The organism is Pseudoxanthomonas sp. z9 (assembly GCF_006542425.1).
Lineage (GTDB): Bacteria > Pseudomonadota > Gammaproteobacteria > Xanthomonadales > Xanthomonadaceae > Pseudoxanthomonas_A.
The window spans coordinates 34,560-51,896 of sequence record NZ_VFID01000002.1 but is presented as its reverse complement, the minus strand read 5'-3'; the positions used below and the strand labels follow the sequence as shown (position 1 = coordinate 51,896).

Annotated in this window: 18 protein-coding genes; 16 read left to right on the top strand and 2 right to left on the bottom strand. The window is 67.6% G+C overall.

Features of this window, described 5'->3' with window-relative positions; translation table 11 throughout:
* Positions 1-113: 113 nt before the first annotated feature.
* Positions 114-2,102, bottom strand: coding sequence for an SDR family oxidoreductase (locus tag FG323_RS01190; protein WP_141452612.1), 1,989 nt, complete (start codon positions 2,100-2,102; stop codon positions 114-116).
* Between the two features lie 145 nt (positions 2,103-2,247).
* On the opposite strand from FG323_RS01190, the gene FG323_RS01185 reads away from it, so the two are divergent.
* Complete coding sequence (locus FG323_RS01185) at positions 2,248-2,505, top strand: acyl-CoA-binding protein (protein WP_141452611.1); 258 nt, start codon at positions 2,248-2,250, stop codon at positions 2,503-2,505.
* 4 nt (positions 2,506-2,509) lie between these two features.
* Positions 2,510-3,136: a TetR/AcrR family transcriptional regulator gene (locus FG323_RS01180; protein WP_141452610.1), complete on the top strand. Its 627-nt coding sequence runs from the start codon at positions 2,510-2,512 to the stop codon at positions 3,134-3,136.
* A gap of 99 nt (positions 3,137-3,235) precedes the next feature.
* Here FG323_RS01180 and FG323_RS01175 read toward each other — a convergent pair whose 3' ends face one another.
* Entirely contained in the window at positions 3,236-3,622 is a 387-nt protein-coding gene (locus FG323_RS01175) for a hypothetical protein (RefSeq protein ID WP_141452609.1), read from the bottom strand.
* Between the two features lie 148 nt (positions 3,623-3,770).
* Here FG323_RS01175 and FG323_RS01170 point away from each other — a divergent pair, with 148 nt between their 5' ends.
* The 14 genes from FG323_RS01170 (at position 3,771) to fliE (ending at position 17,332) form a co-directional block, all read left to right on the top strand.
* The gene (locus FG323_RS01170; RefSeq protein WP_141452608.1) at positions 3,771-4,625 is read left to right on the top strand and encodes a hypothetical protein; all 855 of its coding nucleotides are present in this window, start codon (positions 3,771-3,773) and stop codon (positions 4,623-4,625) included.
* Positions 4,618-5,226: a hypothetical protein gene (locus FG323_RS01165; protein WP_141452607.1), complete on the top strand. Its 609-nt coding sequence runs from the start codon at positions 4,618-4,620 to the stop codon at positions 5,224-5,226. The genes FG323_RS01170 and FG323_RS01165 overlap by 8 nt, the downstream gene beginning before the upstream one ends.
* A gap of 335 nt (positions 5,227-5,561) precedes the next feature.
* Positions 5,562-6,803: a flagellin gene (locus FG323_RS01160; RefSeq protein WP_141452606.1), complete on the top strand. Its 1,242-nt coding sequence runs from the start codon at positions 5,562-5,564 to the stop codon at positions 6,801-6,803.
* Between the two features lie 79 nt (positions 6,804-6,882).
* Entirely contained in the window at positions 6,883-8,100 is a 1,218-nt protein-coding gene (locus FG323_RS01155) for a flagellin (RefSeq protein ID WP_141452605.1), read from the top strand.
* A 93-nt stretch (positions 8,101-8,193) separates the two neighbouring features.
* Complete coding sequence (locus FG323_RS01150; protein WP_141452604.1) at positions 8,194-9,399, top strand: flagellin; 1,206 nt, start codon at positions 8,194-8,196, stop codon at positions 9,397-9,399.
* Positions 9,400-9,789: 390 nt separating this feature from the next.
* Positions 9,790-11,148, top strand: a complete 1,359-nt coding sequence (gene fliD, locus FG323_RS01145) for a flagellar filament capping protein FliD (protein WP_141452603.1) — start codon at positions 9,790-9,792, stop codon at positions 11,146-11,148.
* 44 nt (positions 11,149-11,192) lie between these two features.
* A complete protein-coding gene (gene fliS, locus FG323_RS01140; RefSeq protein WP_141452602.1) occupies positions 11,193-11,609 on the top strand; it encodes a flagellar export chaperone FliS in 417 nt (138 codons plus the stop codon).
* 1 nt (position 11,610) lies between these two features.
* Positions 11,611-11,913 (top strand): hypothetical protein, encoded by a 303-nt coding sequence (locus tag FG323_RS01135; RefSeq protein WP_141452601.1) that lies wholly within the window; start codon positions 11,611-11,613, stop codon positions 11,911-11,913.
* Between the two features lie 3 nt (positions 11,914-11,916).
* On the top strand, positions 11,917-12,507 hold the full coding sequence (locus tag FG323_RS01130; RefSeq protein ID WP_141452600.1) for a PilZ domain-containing protein: 591 nt from the start codon (positions 11,917-11,919) through the stop codon (positions 12,505-12,507).
* A gap of 199 nt (positions 12,508-12,706) precedes the next feature.
* Positions 12,707-13,339 carry a response regulator transcription factor gene (locus tag FG323_RS01125; protein WP_141452599.1) on the top strand — a complete coding sequence of 211 codons (633 nt, stop codon included), beginning with the start codon at positions 12,707-12,709 and terminating at the stop codon, positions 13,337-13,339.
* 304 nt (positions 13,340-13,643) lie between these two features.
* On the top strand, positions 13,644-15,065 hold the full coding sequence (gene rpoN, locus FG323_RS01120) for an RNA polymerase factor sigma-54 (protein WP_141452598.1): 1,422 nt from the start codon (positions 13,644-13,646) through the stop codon (positions 15,063-15,065).
* A 12-nt stretch (positions 15,066-15,077) separates the two neighbouring features.
* Positions 15,078-15,458, top strand: coding sequence for a response regulator transcription factor (locus tag FG323_RS01115; RefSeq protein WP_141452597.1), 381 nt, complete (start codon positions 15,078-15,080; stop codon positions 15,456-15,458).
* A complete protein-coding gene (locus FG323_RS01110; protein WP_141452596.1) occupies positions 15,451-16,914 on the top strand; it encodes a sigma-54 dependent transcriptional regulator in 1,464 nt (487 codons plus the stop codon). The genes FG323_RS01115 and FG323_RS01110 overlap by 8 nt, the downstream gene beginning before the upstream one ends.
* A gap of 70 nt (positions 16,915-16,984) precedes the next feature.
* Entirely contained in the window at positions 16,985-17,332 is a 348-nt protein-coding gene (fliE, locus tag FG323_RS01105) for a flagellar hook-basal body complex protein FliE (protein ID WP_141452595.1), read from the top strand.
* Positions 17,333-17,337: the final 5 nt, after the last annotated feature.

The window sequence follows — 17,337 nt, the reverse complement described above, 5'->3', positions numbered from 1 at the left end:
AGCTTGCTCCGCTATCCTGGCTTTTTCTCCGCGCCCATTCCCGCGTGATGCACGGGCGGCCCTGATCCGCCGGGATCCCAAGAGAGTCCCGGCGCGGCGGAGCAAGCTCCCCGCTACCAGTGCACGCCCCGCATCAGCGCCGCAAACGCGATCTGCTCCTGGCTCGGCGCGGCCTCCTTGAGCGCCTGCCGATCCCCCTTGGCCGCCGCCGAATCCGGGAACAGCTCGAACGCCGTGCTCATGATCACCTCATAGGCCTTCGGCGCCACCGCATTGACCAGCGCGGCGAAAATGCCCAGTCGGGTCGCGATGCGGCTGGGCTTCTCGATGATGCCCTTCACCACCAGATCCGCCGCCTCGTCCGGGGTCAGCGTCGGCACGCTGTCGTACATCTTGGTCGGGGCGATCATCGGGGTCTTCACCAGCGGCATGTTGATGGTGGTGAAGCTGATGCCCTTGCCCGACAGTTCGCCCTGCGCGCAGCGGCTGAATGCATCCAGCGCCGCCTTCGACGCCACGTAGGCGGAGAAACGCGGCGAGTTGGCCAGCACGCCGATCGAGCTGATGTTGATGATGTGGCCCTTGCGGCGGTGGGTCATGCTTGGCAGGAAGCCCATGATCAGGCGCAGGCTGCCGAAATAGTTCAGCTGCATGGTGCGCTCGAAATCGTGGAAACGGTCATAGCTGAGCTCGATCGAGCGACGGATGGAGCGGCCGGCGTTGTTGATCAGCACGTCGACGTGGCCGTGCTCATCCAGCACTTGCCGGATCAGGCGATCGCAATCGGCCATGTCCGCCAGATCCGCGGTATAGGCGAACACCTTGCCGCCCTTGGCTTTCATCTCGTCGCGGGCCTTGAACAGTTCCTCCTCGCCACGCGCCACGATCACCGTGACCGCGCCGGCCTCGGCCACGCGCTGGGCGGTGGACAGGCCGATGCCGGAGGAACCGCCGGTGATGACCACGACCTTGTTGCGCACCTTGCCCTTGAGCGAACGGTCCACAAAAAGATCCGGATCCAGGTGCCGCTCCCAGTAGTCCCACAGGCGCCAGGCGTACCCGTCCAGGCGTGGCACCGCGATGTTCGTGCCCTTGAGCGCGCGCTCGGTCTCGCGGCTGTCGAAACGGGTTGGATAGGTGATGAACTTGAGCACTTCCTTCGGGATCTTGAAGTCGCGCAGCAGCATGCCGATGAAGCGGCGCACCGGCGGCAGGTTGCCGACCGCCGCGCGGATGCCGCTGGGCACGAAGGCGAACATGCGCGCGTCCAGCCGCATGGTCATTTCCGGCGCGTGGCCGGCGCGGCAGAAGGTGTTGAGCACCTCGCCCACCCGCATCGGCTCCGGGTCGGTCAGGTGGAAGGTGTGGCCATCCAGCTTGGGCTTGTGGGCGATGTGGTCCATCGCGTCGGCCACGAAATCCACCGGCACGATGTTGATGCGGCCGCCCTCTATGCCGAGCACCGGCACCCATTGCGGCAGCAGCTCGCGCAGCTTCTTGATCAGGGTGAAGAAGTAGTACGGGCCGTCGATCTTGTCGATTTCGCCGGTCTTCGAGTGCCCGACCACCATGCCGGGGCGATATATGCGCCACTTGAAACGGGTTTCCCGGCGTACCATCGCCTCGGAATCGTGCTTGGTGCGCAGGTAGGGATCATCCAGGCCTTCGGCCTCCTCGAACATGTCCTCGCGGAAGATGCCCGGATACAGGCCGGCGGCGGCGATCGAACTGGTGTGATGGAACAGCGGCACCTTCAGCGCGGCCGCCAGGTCCAGCGCGTGGCGGGTGCCGTCGATGTTGGCGGCCTGCTGAGACTCCACGCTGGCGGTCAGATCGTAGACTGCGGCCAAATGGAAGAAATGCTTGACCTTGCCGGTCAGGTTGCGCAGTTGTGCGGGGGTCAACCCGCAACGGGGCTTGGTCATGTCACCCGCCACCGCGACTACCCGTTTCGGGTCCCAGCCGGATTTCCTGGCGATGGCGTCGAACTTCTTCTGCGAATCCTTGCGTACCAGCACGTACACCGTGCCGCTTCGCTTGAGCAGGTTGGAGACCAGGTAGCGGCCGATGAATCCGGTGGCGCCGGTGACGAAGTAGCTCATGGATACCGTCCCGAGTAGACGGGCAGGCCCTCCGCCTGCCCTGCGCGGTTAACTTGCCAGAGCCGTTTGGGTTCCACAATCCCGCCCCGATTGACCGGTCATGCCCCGCGTGGTGTGATGCCGGCACTATTGGGAGGTAGTCCTCATGTCTGATCTGAATTCCGCTTTCGAACAGGCTTCCCGTGACATCCAGGGCCTGGCCGAACGCCCCGACAACGAAACCCTGCTGCGCCTGTACGCGCTGTACAAGCAGGGTTCGGAGGGTGATGTGAAGGGCGACAAGCCCGGTTTCTTCGATTTCGTGGGCACCGCCAAGTACGAGGCCTGGGCCAAGCTCAAGGGCACCGCTCCCGGGGACGCGCAGAAGAAGTACGTGGACCTGGTGAAGAAGCTGACCGCCTGAGGCCGTGGCGCGCGATACCCGCCAGCGCATCCTCGATGCCTCGCTCGCGATGTTCAATGCGCAGGGCGAGCCACACGTCACCACCAACCACATCGCCGACGAGCTGGAGATCAGCCCCGGCAACCTGTACTACCACTTCCGCAACAAGGACGACATCATCGAACAGCTGTTCGCCCGCTACGAGGAGCGGATGGACGTCGCCCTCACCGCGCCGGTGGACCGCTTGCCGGGGCTCGAGGACATCTGGCTGCAACTGCACCTGGTGTTCGAGTGCATCTGGGACTATCGCTTCCTGTACCGGGATCTGGTGGAGATCCTCAGCCGCAACCGTCGCCTGCGGATCCGATTCGCCCGCCTGCTCAAGCGCGCCGACGACAGCGCGCATGCGGTGATGCGCGGACTGGGCCAGGCCGGGGTGATGCGCGCCTCGGCCGCGGAGCTGGCCGCGACCGCGACCAACATCCTGGTGGTGGCCACGTTCTGGCTGAACTACGCGGCCGCGCGTGGGGACAAGGACGAGCAGATCGCCATTCGCCATGGCATCGTGCAGGTGATGATGCTGGTGGCGCCGTTCCTGCGCGATGCGGAACGGGTGCATTTGAATACCTTGACGACGGCCTACGTCGATTGAACATGGAGAGCGGAGCCGTTCCCGGGCACGGCGCGCGTCAGCGCCAAAAGGCGCAGAGGCAAAGACCGCAAGCGGCGTAGCAACGTCCGCTCCGCCCAATCAAGCGCGCTTGCGCCCCGTACCCTTGCGCGCGGCGGCCGCCCGCTTGCGCGGCGCCGGTCGAGCGGACTTCGCGGCCGCTGGCTTGCGACGTCCCTTCGGCGCCGGCTTCGACGAGCCCAGGCCCAGTTTCTCCAGCACCGGTGCCAACCGCGTCTCCACGTCCGCGCTGAACCGGCCCACCGATGCCTCGCCCTGCATCCGCACCTGCCGCAGCGTGGCCTGTGCCTGCCGCGCGATGCGTTTAATGTCCTGCTTCGCCGACGTCAGGCGCCGGGCGCCGCGGCGGCGCGCGATCGCGACCGCGCCGAGGCCGGCAAGCCAGACATGGCGGAGGTTGGGTTCCGGGGCCTTGGCCCGCGGGGTGGTCTTGTTCCTGGCAGTCATGGGGGACTCCTCGACACCGGCCACGGTGGCAGGCTTCCGGATTCGATGCTGAAGCCGCGGCATCGAGCAAACACACTAGCGGCGCGGGGCTTGTCAGCGGCAAGGGCTGCGGCCATGCTCATTCGAACCATCAAGGGAGGGAGTCGGCATGGCGGGCAAGCAGGCGAAATGGGCACCGTTTCCATTGGATGCCAAGGCGTTCAGCTACGCGGGCGACGCCCTGAAGAAGGCCTGGCCGGCGCTGCATGCGGGCGATGCCGAGCCCTACCCCGACGCCAAGCGTGCGCAGGCCCTGATCGACGCCGCCGGCAAGGCCGCCAAGGGCCAGGATGCCGCCGGCGTGGCGAGTGCGTTGCAGGAGGCCTGGCGAGCCTTCCATCGCGGCGACTTCCAGACTGCCTTCGAGGCCGGCCAGGCGCTCGGCCCGCTCGGCGCCTCGGTCGCGGTCAAGGCGCTGGGCATCCATGCGACCTATCTGGTCGATGACGAGGACGAAAAACTCAAGCGCTTCGAGCAGGCCGCCAAGCTGGCCGAGGCCGCGGTCAAGGCATTGCCGGAGGAAGCCAACAGCCACTATCGCCATGCATTCGCGCTGGGGCGATACAGCCAGGGGCTGAGCATCGTCAAGGCGCTCAAGCAGGGCATCGCGGGCAAGGTGCGCGAAGCGCTGGACGCCACCCTTGAACGGGCACCCAAGCATGCCGAGGCGCATACCGCGCTGGCGCTGTACCACGCGGAGATCATCGACAAGATCGGCGCCATGATCGGCGGCCTGACCTACGGTGCGAAAGCCGCCGAGGCCGAATCGCACATCAAGGCCGCGCTGAAGCTGACGCCCGACTCGCCCATCGCCCACGTCGAGCATGCCAACGTGCTGCTGCTGTTGTACGGCGACAAGAAGGAAGATGCGGCGGCGGCAGCTTTCGAGAAAGCCGGCAAGCTGAAGCCGCGCGACGCCATGGAGGCCCTCGATGCCCGGCATGCGAACGAGCAGCTTGAATAAACGCTGCGCGGTGGCGTTGCTGCTGGCGTGCATTGGAACCGCGCAGGCGCAGCAGCGCCCGGTCCCGCCCCCGCCGATAGCGCCTTCGTCGGTGCCGGCCGCTCCGGCATCGGCGAACGCGCCCGTGCCCGTGCCCGCGCAGGATTCCGTCGAGGGAACCGGCGACCCGCTGTTCGATGCCCTCACCTGTCGCAGCGGTCCGGACATCGGCCGCCTGCTGCCGCGCCTGCGCCGGGAACGCCCCGATGATTTCGTGCAGGCCGAGCGGCAGTATTCGGATCCACCGATGGACCTGTACCGGCTGGAGACGCCGGTACAGGCCTGGGGCCATGAAAGCGATGCGGTGGTCATCACCGCCAACCGGGTACTGATGGTGGTGGGCGGCAGCGCCGACGACGTCGCCCGCGTCCTTGAAGCCAGTCTCGCCGACAGCCAGGCGCCGTTGTCCGGTGCGCTCGACGACCTGCATGCACTGGTCCTGTATACGGAGGATCGCCCGGGCCTGCGGCAGCGCGTGCTGATCGGTTGCGAGTATCGCTTCCCGGATCTTGCGCTGCTGGACGACCCGGACGACGCCTGGCGCAAGACGCCAACGCCCTGAGTCCACGCAGCGGGGCAATCTCCGCTCCTCGCCTTTGTCTTGCAGGGCCAGACTTGCCCTGCTGCGGGAGTCCGATGTCGCGAAAAAGCGACGAAGCGGGCTCCGTCCCACCGGTTCTCCCCGGCCCTAAAGTTCCGCCGCGCCCTGCCGAATAAGGCGCGCGCGGCGTACCGCACCTGCGCGTCTTCCGCACGAAATTCTCATCCCGGGCCTAAAGGTTTTCCGGGCAACGCCGTTATCCCTTTCGCAAGCAGAGGGCGACTAGCCAACAAACCAACAAACCGGCAGCACCCTCTTTCCATCAACGCCGGGACCCAAATAAGAGGAGACGACCCATGGCACAGGTAATCAACACCAATACGATGTCGTTGAACGCTCAGCGCAACCTGAGCACCAGCGGCACTTCACTGGCCACCACCATCCAGCGCCTGTCCTCCGGACTGCGCATCAACAGCGCCAAGGACGATGCCGCCGGATTGGCCATCTCCGAGCGCTTCAGCACCCAGATCCGGGGCCTGGACGTGGCCGTGCGCAATGCCAACGACGGCATCTCGCTGGCCCAGGTCGCCGAAGGTTCGCTGAGCGAAATCGGCAACAACCTGCAGCGCATCCGCGAACTGGCCGTGCAGTCGGCCAACGCCTCCAACTCCTCGACCGACCGCGCCGCACTGAACGCGGAAGTCAAGCAGCTGAGCGCGGAAATCGATCGCGTCGCCAAGCAGGCCGACTTCAATGGCACCAAGCTGCTGGACGGCACCTTCACCAGCCAGCTGTTCCAGGTCGGCGCCAACGCCGGCCAGGCCATCGCCATCGACAAGGTGGTCGACGCCCGCTCGCAGACCCTGGGCGGCGTGCAGTTCGCCAACGTCTACGTGGGCACCGCGCTGGACAACGCCGGCACCGCGGGAGTCAACGAGGATCTGGCCACCGTCGACACCGTGTTCTCGCAGTTGCAGTTGACGGTGACCCCGCCGGGCGGCGGCGCCGCCAGCACGGTCAACATCGGCGCGTTCGAAGTGAAGGCCGGCCAGTCCATCTCCCAGGCGACGGCCGCGGCCGTCAACGCCAAGCTGGGCGAGACCGGCGTCTACGCCGAGGTGAAGTCCGGCGTGCTGAACCTGACCTCGGTCGAGGCCGGCCAGACCTTCGCGCTGGCCTTCGCCGGCCCGACGGTGACCGGCGCCACGCCGGCGACCCTGGCCAACATCGGCCTGACCCAGACCAGCACCAACGGCGGCGCCCTGACCGGCGTCACCGGCAGCTTCGTCAAGGATCTGGACATCACTTCCTTCGCCGGCGCCCAGCAGGCGCTGGAAATCGTCGACAAGGCACTGACCGCGGTGAACGGCGCGCGCGCCGACCTGGGTGCCATCCAGAACCGCTTCACCTCGGTGGTCGCCAACCTGCAGACCAGCTCGGAAAACCTGGCCGCCTCGCGCAGCCGCATCCGCGACACCGACTTCGCCAAGGAAACCGCCGAACTGACCCGCACCCAGATCCTGCAGCAGGCCGGCACGGCCATGCTCGCCCAGGCCAACCAGGTGCCGCAGAACGTCCTGAGCCTGTTGCAACGTTAACCCTCGCGTCCCCGATGGCACGGCGGGGAATCGTTGAAAACTCGTTCCCCGTGCAGAGAACGCCCAAGGAGTCGAACTCATGGCACAAGTGATCAACACCAACACGATTTCGCTGAACGCCCAGCGCAACCTGGGCACCAGCGGATCCTCGTTGGCCACCACCATCCAGCGGCTGTCTTCCGGCCTGCGCATCAACAGCGCCAAGGACGACGCCGCCGGCCTGGCCATCTCGGAACGCTTCAGCACCCAGATCCGGGGCCTGGACGTGGCCGTGCGCAATGCCAACGACGGCATCTCGCTGGCCCAGGTCGCGGAAGGCTCGCTGACCGAAATCGGCAACAACCTGCAGCGCATCCGCGAGCTGGCCGTGCAGTCCGCCAACGCGACCAACTCGTCGTCGGATCGCGCCGCGCTGAACGCCGAAGTCAAGCAGCTGACCTCGGAAATCGACCGCGTCGCCAAGCAGGCTGATTTCAACGGCAGCAAGCTGCTGGACGGTTCGTTCTCCAGCCAGCTGTTCCAGGTCGGCGCCAATGCCGGCCAGGCCATCGCCATCGACAAGGTCGTCAACGCCAAGGCCGAAGCACTGGGTGGTTCGATGTTCGCCCAAGCCAGCTTCACCGCCAACGCCAGCACCACCGCCGGCGCCGGCCCGTACAGCTATGACGCCGGCACCATCGCCGCGTTCACGGTCACCAACGGTGGCACCACCACCAGCTTCGCGGCCATCGACATCGCCGCGTCCGGCGCCACCTACGCGACCGCGGCCGAAGCGGCCACGGCCAGCCAGGTCGCCAAGGGCACGGCGATCGCCGCGGCCGTGAACGCCAAGACCGGCGATACCGGCATCACCGCGGAAGTGAACACCACCACCGGTGCGGTCTCGTTCTCGTCCTGGAAGGAAGGCAAGGTCGGCGACCAGATCACCAGCACGCTGGCCGGCGGCACCCTGACCAACACCGCCATCGCCGCCACCGACGCCAAGTTCGTGGACGACCTGGACATCTCCACCTTCTCCGGCGCGCAGAAGGCGCTGCAGATCGTCGACAAGGCGCTGACCTCGGTCAACAGCGCGCGCGCCGACCTGGGTGCCATCCAGAACCGCTTCACCTCGGTGGTCGCCAACCTGCAGACCAGCTCGGAAAACCTGGCCGCCTCGCGCAGCCGCATCCGCGACACCGACTTCGCCAAGGAAACCGCCGAACTGACCCGCACCCAGATCCTGCAGCAGGCCGGCACGGCCATGCTGGCCCAGGCCAACCAGGTGCCGCAGAACGTCCTCAGCCTGCTCCGCTAATCACGGAGAACAAAGCCGGGGCGGACTCTTTCCCCGTCCGCCCCGGCCAGGCACCACTTTCGCCCTTCGCATCAACGCCAAAGGAAACCTCTCATGGCACAAGTCATCAACACCAATACGATCTCGTTGAACGCCCAGCGCAACCTGGGCACCAGCGGGTCCTCGCTGGCCACCACCATCCAGCGGCTGTCTTCCGGCCTGCGCATCAACAGCGCCCGCGACGACGCCGCCGGCCTGGCCATCTCCGAGCGCTTCAGCACCCAGATCCGCGGCCTGGACGTGGCCGTGCGCAACGCCAACGACGGCATCTCGCTGGCCCAGGTCGCGGAAGGTTCGCTGACCGAAATCGGCAACAACCTGCAGCGCATCCGCGAACTGGCCGTGCAGTCGGCCAACGCGTCGAACTCCGGTTCCGACCGCGCCGCGCTGAACGCCGAAGTCAAGCAGCTGGCCGCGGAAATCGATCGCGTCGCCAAGCAGGCCGACTTCAACGGCACCAAGCTGCTGGACGGCTCGTTCTCCAGCCAGTTGTTCCAGGTCGGCGCCAATGCCGGCCAGGCCATCGCCATCGACAAGGTCGTCAACGCCAAGGCCGACGCGCTGGGCGGCGCCAAGTTCGACTCCAACGCCCTGACCCTGGCCGACCTGACCACCAACGCGGCGGTCAAGGTCACCGGCCTGAAGGTCAACGGCGTGAGCATCGACGAGGTCAACGTGGCCCAGGGCGCCACCGGCGCGGAAACCGCCGCCGCCGCGCGCAGCGCGCTGGTCACCGCGATCAACGCCAAGATGGGCGAGACCGGCGTCTACGCCGAGGTCAACGGCACCACCGGCGTCACCCTGACCTCGGTCAAGGACAGCACCAACACCGACGGTTCGTTCAAGGCGATCACCGCCACGGTCGGCACCTGGACCGGCGTGAACGCGGCCGACTCCGGCCAGACCTACACGGCCAAGACCGCCGCCACCACCACCGCCACCAACACCTTCGTGTCGGCCCTGGACATCTCGGGCTTCAAGGGTGCGCAGCAGGCGCTGGAAATCGTCGACAAGGCGCTGACCTCGGTCAACAGCGCGCGCGCCGACCTGGGTGCCATCCAGAACCGCTTCACCTCGGTGGTCGCCAACCTGCAGACCAGCTCGGAAAATCTGGCCGCCTCGCGCAGCCGCATCCGCGACACCGACTTCGCCAAGGAAACCGCCGAACTGACCCGCACCCAGATCCTGCAGCAGGCCGGTACGGCCATGCTGGCCCAGGCCAACCAGGTGCCGCAGAACGTGCTCAGCCTGCTGCGCTGATCGGTTCCCACCGCTCCACTGTTTCAGCTTCCTGTCGCATACGGACGGATTCGTCTCCCTCCGTCTTGGCAGTACCCAAACCCCTTCCGGAAACGGGAGGGGTTTCTTTTTTTGGGGATTCGAGATAGGGGATTCGGGATTGGCAAAAGCACTGATCGCCAATCCCGAATCACGAATCCCGGCTCCACTGGCACAAATCCTGCATCAGACCGGTCGTCCCGCATTTCTCGCCGACCGGGGCTCAAGCGCCGGCGGCGGGAGACGGAGAAATGCGGGCTAAAGATCGGCCTCCGGAGGCCGCTACCACTACACGGGCGACACCGCCATCCATCAGGGATGCCAGGGTCGCCCCGACGCCCGTTCCGGAACGGGCACGACAGGAGATCCTCGATGGCAGACTACTCGCTCGGTTATGGTGGTGTCGGCTCCGGCCTGGACATCACCGGCATGGTGGAGAAGCTGGTGGCAGCGGACCGCAAGCCCGCCGACGCCCGCCTCAACCGCATCGAGTCGAGCGCCAAGTTCAAGGTCTCCGCGCTGGGCACGGTCAGCTCGGCCTTCAGCACGCTGGAAACCGCGCTGAAGGCGCTCAAGGCGGCTGATGCCTTCGACAGCCGCACCAGCAAGGTCGGCACCGAAACCGTGCTGGGCGCGATCGCCGGCAAGGGCACGCCCAGCGGCGAGTACCGGATCGAAGTGCTGGACCTGGCCACCGCCAACAAGTGGACCGCCGACCAGCCCGTTTCGGCCGAACAGACCTTCGGTGCCGGCAAACTGACGCTGACGGTGGGCGGCGAGACGCTCGACATCGACATCGCCGAAGGTGCCCGCCTGGTCGACGTGCGCAGCGCGATCAACGACGCCGCGCGCAGCAAGGGCGTGCAGGCCAGCGTGATCACCTCCAACGACGGCCTGTTCCTGTCGGTGGCCTCGGACAAGCCCGGCGTCGCCAACGGCATCTCGCTGGCCTTCGGCGAAGGCGGCGCGGACCTGCAGAACCTGGTCAACAGCATGGTCGAACGAACTCCCGCCGCGGATGCGCGGGTCTCCATCGACGGCCTGACCGTGACCGCCAGCAGCAACAAGATCACCGATGCCGTGCCCGGACTGACCCTGGATCTGAAGACCAAGGGCACCAGCACCGTCTCCATCTCCAGCGACGTGGCCGCCAGCCGCAAGCTGGTGCAGGACTTCGTGACCGCGTACAACGCCGCGATCACCGCCATCAACAGCTCGACCAAGTACGACGCCGGCACGGACACGCCGTCGGCGCTGACCGGCGACGCGCAGATGCGCGGCATCGCCGGCCAACTGCGCGGCGTACTGGGTGATCTGCTGGGCAACCTCGCCCAGCAGGGCCTGGATGCCAAGACCCTGGGCCTGCAGACCAAGGGCTATCCGGCTTCGGACGGCACCTTGACCCTGGATGCGACCAAGTTCGACGCGCTGATGACATCGAATCCGGAAAAGGTGCGCGCCGCCTTCACCGGCGACAACGGGTTCGCCGGCAAGCTGCAGGCGACCGTGGCCACCTACATCGGCAAGGAAGGCTCGCTCACCCGCCGCACCGATGGCCTGAACGCCCAGATCAAGGACATCGGCAACCAGCGCAAGGCGCTGGATGCGCGCATGGAATCGGTCGGCAATCGCTACAAGGCGCAGTTCGTGGCGCTGGACAACATGATGTCGCGCATGAACAGCACCAGTTCGTACCTTTCGCAGCAGCTTGCCGCACTGGCCTCGCAGTAAGGCCACATCCGCGGGGGTTCCGCGGGAGACAGGAGAGAGAAGGAATGTCAGCCCATTCTTACGCCGCGCAGTACCGCAACACGGGCATCAGCAGCGCCGTGATGGAAGCCGATCCGCACCGCCTGGTCGCCTTGTTGCTGGCCGGTGCCTGCGATCGCATCCGGCTGGCGGAGGCCTGCGTGGAGCACGGCGACCTGGCTCGCAAGGGCAAGGCCATCGGCGAGGTCTGCGCGATCATCGGCCATCTCAATGGTTCGCTGGATCACGAGGCCGGCGGCGAAATCGCCGGCAGCCTGTCGGCGCTGTACGACTACCTGCAGGGCCGCCTGATCGAGGCCAACCTGCACAACGACGCGGCCGCATTGCGCGAATCGCTGGAACTGCTCGGCGAAATCGAGTCGGCCTGGAACGCCATTCCCGCCGAGCAGCGGCAGCGCCCGGCCGTGGTCCAGGGGGCCTGAGATGACCGCGGTGTCGATGGACGCCCTGTTCGCGCAATTGCAGGCCATGCACGACGGCCTGCAGAACGGCGACCTGGACACCGTGCAGGGCCTGCTGGACCAGCATGACCGCGATGTCCGCGATTTCATGCAGGCCGCGCAGGGCCGCGATACCGGCACCGACGCGCTGTCCAACCTGCTGTATGCGCAGTTGCAGTTGCAGGACCGCCTGCGCGACGCCCGCGACGCGGCCGCGCGCAAGCTGCGCGAGTCGCAGCAGGCCGAGCGCGCCGCGCGTGCCTACCTGTCGACACCGGGAGCCTGAGCCATGCCCACGCGCGTGCCCCTGCTGAGCCATCCGGCGGAAACCGAACTGTTTGGCGACGCCCTGACCTGCGAAGCCTGGCTGCCGGCGGGATTCCGCGCCGGCGAGGCGCGCCAGCCGCCGGCCGCGGCCGAATCGCTGCTGCACGCACTGGCGATCGCCGAGGACGCGCGCGGAGACGACACCGACGATCGCAAGGGCGAGCCGTCGATCTCGTTCCAGCGCCTGGAAGCCAAGGTCGACCTGCTGATGAACCTGGTCGGCAAGCTGGCGCGCCAGCGCGACGACGCCCTGCCCCTGCGCGGGCTGCGCTGGTCGCACCTGGGCTTGCGCCTGGACGCCGCCGAGCCTTTCGCGATCGGCCAGGGCGAAGCTGCGACGGCGCTGATCGAACCGGCCAGTTGGCTGAGCGATTACATCGAACTGCCGGCACGGGTGCTGGCGACATCCACCACCGCCGACGGCCAGCATCACCTGTGGCTGCGCTTCGCACCGCTCGGCGCCGGCCTGGCCGACGCCCTGGAGCGGCACCTGTTCCGGCTGCACCGCCGCCAGATCGCCGAAGCGCGGCTGATGGCGCGCCAGGCCGACTGAGGTTCATCACCCTCGCTCTCGTCTGCGAACGACTGCCGGCCGCACGGACAACGGGCGCGCTGACGGAAACCCGTCGCGCGGGGACAAGCTTGTGTGACGAACTTCAAGCTTTGACGGCTTCGACACTTAAGTAACATTGGCGGGATCCCGACGTGCCGCTATCGTGGCCCGACTTCCCCTCCGAGCCCTGCCCCCTCCTGTGCGTGTCCTGATCGTTGATGACCATACCCTGGTGCGTGCCGGCATCGGCCGCCTGCTCCAGTCGATCGCGGACGTGGACGTGGTGGCGGAGGCTTCGGACGCGCAGCAGGCGCTGGACATGGCCGCGATCCACCGGCCCGATGTCATCCTGCTGGACCTGTCGCTGCCCGATCGCAGCGGACTGGATCTGCTCAAGCCGCTGAAGGAATCGCTGCCGCAGACCAAGGTCGTGATCATGTCGATGCACAACGATCCCGGCCAGGTGCGCAGCGCGCTGGATCGCGGCTGCGCCGGCTTCGTGGTCAAGGAGGCCGCGCCGATGGAACTGGAACTGGCCCTGCGCGCGGCCGCCGCCGGCCAGGTGTTCCTAAGTCCGCAGGTGTCGTCGAAGATGCTGGCGCCGATGCTCGGCCAGGCGCGGCCGACCGGCATCGACGCGCTGTCGCCGCGCCAGCGCCAGATCCTGCGCAAGCTGGGCGGCGGCATGAGCAGCAAGGAAATCGCCGCGCACCTGGGCATCAGCGTCAAGACCGTGGAAACCCACCGTGCGCGGATGATGGAGTCGCTGGGCTGCCGGCGCGCCAACGATCTGCTGCTGCTGGCCGCGCGCCACCAGAACGATCTGGCCTGAGGTTTCTGGCCCGGGCCTTGCAAGACAAGGGGGCGTCCGCCGTTCCCGCGGCGGCGCACCGTCGCCAGGTCTTCCCAAGGCCCCCGACGGCGCTCTCCCCGCCATTCACCCGACACCCCATCGCGTCCAAAGTCCGGCGATGTCAGGAAATCCCTGACAGCGCCCTCGGGCATACCCCCACCATAACCAGAAACGCCCTGATTCTTTTTCCGCCGCGCGCGGCGCAAAGTTCCCCCACGACGTGAAATCCACGTGAACGTCGAATCGGGGCAACGATGCAAACGCGGCGAATGGGGATTAGGGGATGAAGACGGGACTCACCACGCAGCTCGGCCAGCAACTGCACCTCACGCCGCAGCTGCTGCAATCGATCCGGCTGCTGCAACTGGACGGCCTGCAACTGGAAATGGAAGTCCGCCGCGCGCTGGACGCCAATCCGCTGCTGGAACTGGAAGAGGAGCCCGTCGCCGTCGGCGAGCAGGGCGATGCCGCCAGCGCCCCGCTGGAAACCGCCGCCTTCGACGAACTGCCCGAAACCTCGATGTGGGACGTGCACGGCGGCGGCTGGCAGGACGGCGACGAGGACCGCCTGCAAGGCCTGGAAGACGGTGGCAGCACCGACCCGCAAGTGCGCGCGCTGCAGTCGCTGGCGCTGGAACTGGATGCGCCCGCGCTGGCCGTGGCCGCGTTCTGGCTCGAACACACCGACGAGGCCGGCTACCTGGATGCCGACGCAGACGCGCTGGCCGCCCAGGCCGCCGAACGCTTCGCCATCACCGCCGCCGCGGCCGAAGTCGTCCGCCAGCGCATCCTGCACGGCGAATGCGCCGGCCTGGCCGCGCGCGACTTGCGCGAATGCCTGCGGGTGCAGTTGGCCACCCTGCCCGGCCGCGTGCCGGCCCGCCACATCGCCGCCCGCATTCTCGACGAAGCACTGGACCTGCTGGCCGCGCACGATGAAAACGCACTCGCCGCCCGCCTGCACCTGGATCCGGAACAGATCCGCGAAGGCATCCGCCTGATCCTGTCGCTGCAGCCGCGTCCGGCCGAAACCCTGCTGCCCGCCGTTACCGGCCACGTCGTGCCGGACGTGGTCGCCTGGCATGCCGACTGCGCCTGGCGGGTCGCGCTGAACCCGGCCACCACCCCGCGCCTGTCGGTGTCGCCGCTGCACGAGCGCGCGCTGGACCAGTTGGATCCGAAGGCCGAACAGGGCGACGGCGCACGCCGCCTGCGCGAGTTGCTGCAGGAAGCGCGCTGGCTGACCCGCGGCCTGTCGATGCGCTACGAGACCTTGCTGCGCACCGCCCGCGCCATCGTCGAACGCCAGGCCGGCTTCCTCGCCCATGGCGACGAGGCGATGGCGCCGCTGACCCTGAAGGAAATCGCCGACGAAATCGGCATGCACGAATCCACCGTCTCGCGCATCACCACCGGCAAGTACATGCAGACCCCGCGCGGCACCTTCGAGCTGAAGCATTTCTTCGCCGTCCGCCTGGAGGGCGCGAGCGTGTCCGGCCCGGCGGTGCGCGCGATGGTTCGCCGCCTGATCGAGAACGAACCCGCGCACAAACCGCTGGCCGACGAGGCCATTGCCGGCCTGCTGGCCCGCCAGGGCATCCACATCGCCCGCCGCACGGTCGCCAAGTATCGGGAACAGCTGGACATCGCCTCCGCACGCGACCGCCGGCGCGGTAACGTGTCGGCCTTGGCCAGGGCCGGATAAGGAAGCACGCGCATGAACAAGATCACCGTACTGCTGGTGGACGACCACGAGGGTTTCATCAACGCGGCCATCCGCCACCTGCGCAAGCTGGACTGGCTGGACATCGTCGGCCGCGCCAGCAACGGCCTGGAGGCGATCGAGCGTTCCGAATCGCTGCGCCCGGACGTGGTGCTGATGGACCTGGCCATGCCCGAAATGGGCGGCCTGCAGGCCACCCGCCTGATCAAGACCCAGGACCAGCCGCCGTTCGTGGTCATCGCCAGCCACTTCGACGACGCCGAACACCGCGAGCACGCCAGCCGCGCCGGCGCCGACGAATTCGTCAGCAAGCTTTCCTACATCCAGGAAGTCCTGCCCATCCTGGAAAAGTTCCGAGACAACCGCCATGAGTGAATCCCGAATCCTTGTCCTCGACGCCGATGCCGCCCGCGCGGTGCGGGTGACCGACCTGCTGGAGTTCATGGACCTGACCCCGCGCTGGGCCGCGGAGGCCGGCGACGTGGACATCCGCCGGCACCGCCCGCACGACTTCATGGCGGTGATCGTCGGCCGGATCGAGGATGGCCCGTCCACCCGCGCGCTGTTCGCCTGGCTGGGCGACGCGCCATTGCCGCCGCCGGTGCTGCTGCTGGAGGGCGAACCGGCTGCGTTCGCCACCGCCCACGGCCTGCACGAGGCCGGAGTGTGGCCGCTGGACACGCCGATCCGCCACAGCCAGCTGGAAAGCTGCCTGCGCCGGGCCAGCCTCAAGCGCCTGGACACCGAGCACCAGGCGCAGACCGCGCAGGGCAACGGCCCGACCGGCAACAGCCCGGCGGTGGTGCGCCTGCGCCGGCTGATCGACCAGGTCGCCGCGTTCGACACCACCGTGCTGGTGCTGGGCGAATCCGGCACCGGCAAGGAAGTGGTGGCGCGTGCCATCCACGAGCATTCGCCGCGCCGCGACGGTCCGTTCGTGGCCATCAACTGCGGCGCGATTCCGCCGGACCTGCTGGAAAGCGAGCTGTTCGGCCACGAGAAAGGCGCCTTCACCGGCGCGCTGAGCGCGCGCAAGGGCCGCTTCGAGATGGCCGAGGGCGGCACCCTGCTGCTGGACGAAATCGGCGACATGAGCCTGCCGATGCAGGTCAAGCTGCTGCGCGTGCTGCAGGAGCGCAGCTTCGAGCGCGTGGGCGGCAACCAGACCATCCGCTGCAACGTGCGGGTGATCGCCGCGACCCACCGCAACCTGGAGGATCGCATCGCCGAAGGCCACTTCCGCGAGGATCTGTTCTACCGCCTCAACGTGTTCCCGATCGAGATGCCCGCGCTGCGCGAGCGCCTCGACGATCTGCCGGCACTGGTCACCACCCTGGCGATGCAACTGGCCCGCACCGGCCGCGGCGAAGTGCGGTTCGCCGACGAGACCCTGCAGGCACTGCGCTTCTATCCCTGGCCGGGCAACGTGCGCGAGCTGACCAACCTGGTCGAGCGCATGGCGGTGCTGCATCCCGGCGGCCTGGTGCGGGTGCAGGATCTGCCGCGCCGCTACCTGCCAGAAGACAGCCTGCTGCCTGCGCCGGTGGCCGAGGTGCCGCCCGCGCCTGCGCCCCGCGCCGCCGGCCTCGACGCGGCCTCCGTGGAGGTACAGGTCGCCGCCGCCGCGTCCGATCGCCTGCCCGAGGATGGCATCGACCTGCGCGAGCACATCGCCCGCATCGAACTCAACCTGATTCGCGACGCCCTGGATCGCGCCGGCGGCGTGGTCGCCCACGCGGCCCAGCTGCTCGGCCTGCGTCGCACCACCCTGGTGGAAAAGCTGCGCAAGTACGGCGTGGAACGCGAGGACGCGCTGGCGACGGAAAACTGACAGGCCCGGCGCGGCGGTTGCGGCACGCATCTTGCACCGTTAACCCCAGACACTCCGCCGAACCGCGCCCATGTCCGATTCCGTCGCTTCCATCCTGTCGCAGATCCGCAGCTACCAGCACCAGCTGGGCACGCGCGCGCTGGAACCGGTGCAGAACCCGAACGCGGTCCAGTTCGGCCAGCCCGCGGTCAAGGCGCCCAGCTTCGGCGAAACCCTGCAGAACGCACTGCAAGGCGTCAACGACGCACAGAAGACCGCCGGTGCGCTGTCGCAGGCGTTCGAACTGGGCGACCCGCGCGCCGACCTGGCGCGGGTGATGGTCGCCGCCCAGCAGTCGCAGGTCGCGTTCCGCGCCACCGTCGAAGTCCGCAACCGTCTCGTCCAGGCCTACCAGGACGTGATGAACATGCCCCTGTAAACCAT

What these genes read in the sequence shown, in the direction of transcription:
- fliS (WP_141452602.1), top strand. Translation starts at nt 11,193, where the DNA reads ATGTCAGCCCATTCTTACGCCGCGCAGTACCGCAACACGGGCATCAGC.
- FG323_RS01150 (WP_141452604.1), top strand. Translation starts at nt 8,194, where the DNA reads ATGGCACAAGTCATCAACACCAATACGATCTCGTTGAACGCCCAGCGC.
- FG323_RS01110 (WP_141452596.1), top strand. Translation starts at nt 15,451, where the DNA reads ATGAGTGAATCCCGAATCCTTGTCCTCGACGCCGATGCCGCCCGCGCG.
- FG323_RS01175 (WP_141452609.1), bottom strand. Translation starts at nt 3,622, where the DNA reads ATGACTGCCAGGAACAAGACCACCCCGCGGGCCAAGGCCCCGGAACCC.
- FG323_RS01130 (WP_141452600.1), top strand. Translation starts at nt 11,917, where the DNA reads ATGCCCACGCGCGTGCCCCTGCTGAGCCATCCGGCGGAAACCGAACTG.
- FG323_RS01155 (WP_141452605.1), top strand. Translation starts at nt 6,883, where the DNA reads ATGGCACAAGTGATCAACACCAACACGATTTCGCTGAACGCCCAGCGC.
- fliE (WP_141452595.1), top strand. Translation starts at nt 16,985, where the DNA reads ATGTCCGATTCCGTCGCTTCCATCCTGTCGCAGATCCGCAGCTACCAG.
- FG323_RS01135 (WP_141452601.1), top strand. Translation starts at nt 11,611, where the DNA reads ATGACCGCGGTGTCGATGGACGCCCTGTTCGCGCAATTGCAGGCCATG.
- rpoN (WP_141452598.1), top strand. Translation starts at nt 13,644, where the DNA reads ATGAAGACGGGACTCACCACGCAGCTCGGCCAGCAACTGCACCTCACG.
- FG323_RS01185 (WP_141452611.1), top strand. Translation starts at nt 2,248, where the DNA reads ATGTCTGATCTGAATTCCGCTTTCGAACAGGCTTCCCGTGACATCCAG.
- fliD (WP_141452603.1), top strand. Translation starts at nt 9,790, where the DNA reads ATGGCAGACTACTCGCTCGGTTATGGTGGTGTCGGCTCCGGCCTGGAC.
- FG323_RS01115 (WP_141452597.1), top strand. Translation starts at nt 15,078, where the DNA reads ATGAACAAGATCACCGTACTGCTGGTGGACGACCACGAGGGTTTCATC.
- FG323_RS01160 (WP_141452606.1), top strand. Translation starts at nt 5,562, where the DNA reads ATGGCACAGGTAATCAACACCAATACGATGTCGTTGAACGCTCAGCGC.
- FG323_RS01170 (WP_141452608.1), top strand. Translation starts at nt 3,771, where the DNA reads ATGGCGGGCAAGCAGGCGAAATGGGCACCGTTTCCATTGGATGCCAAG.
- FG323_RS01190 (WP_141452612.1), bottom strand. Translation starts at nt 2,102, where the DNA reads ATGAGCTACTTCGTCACCGGCGCCACCGGATTCATCGGCCGCTACCTG.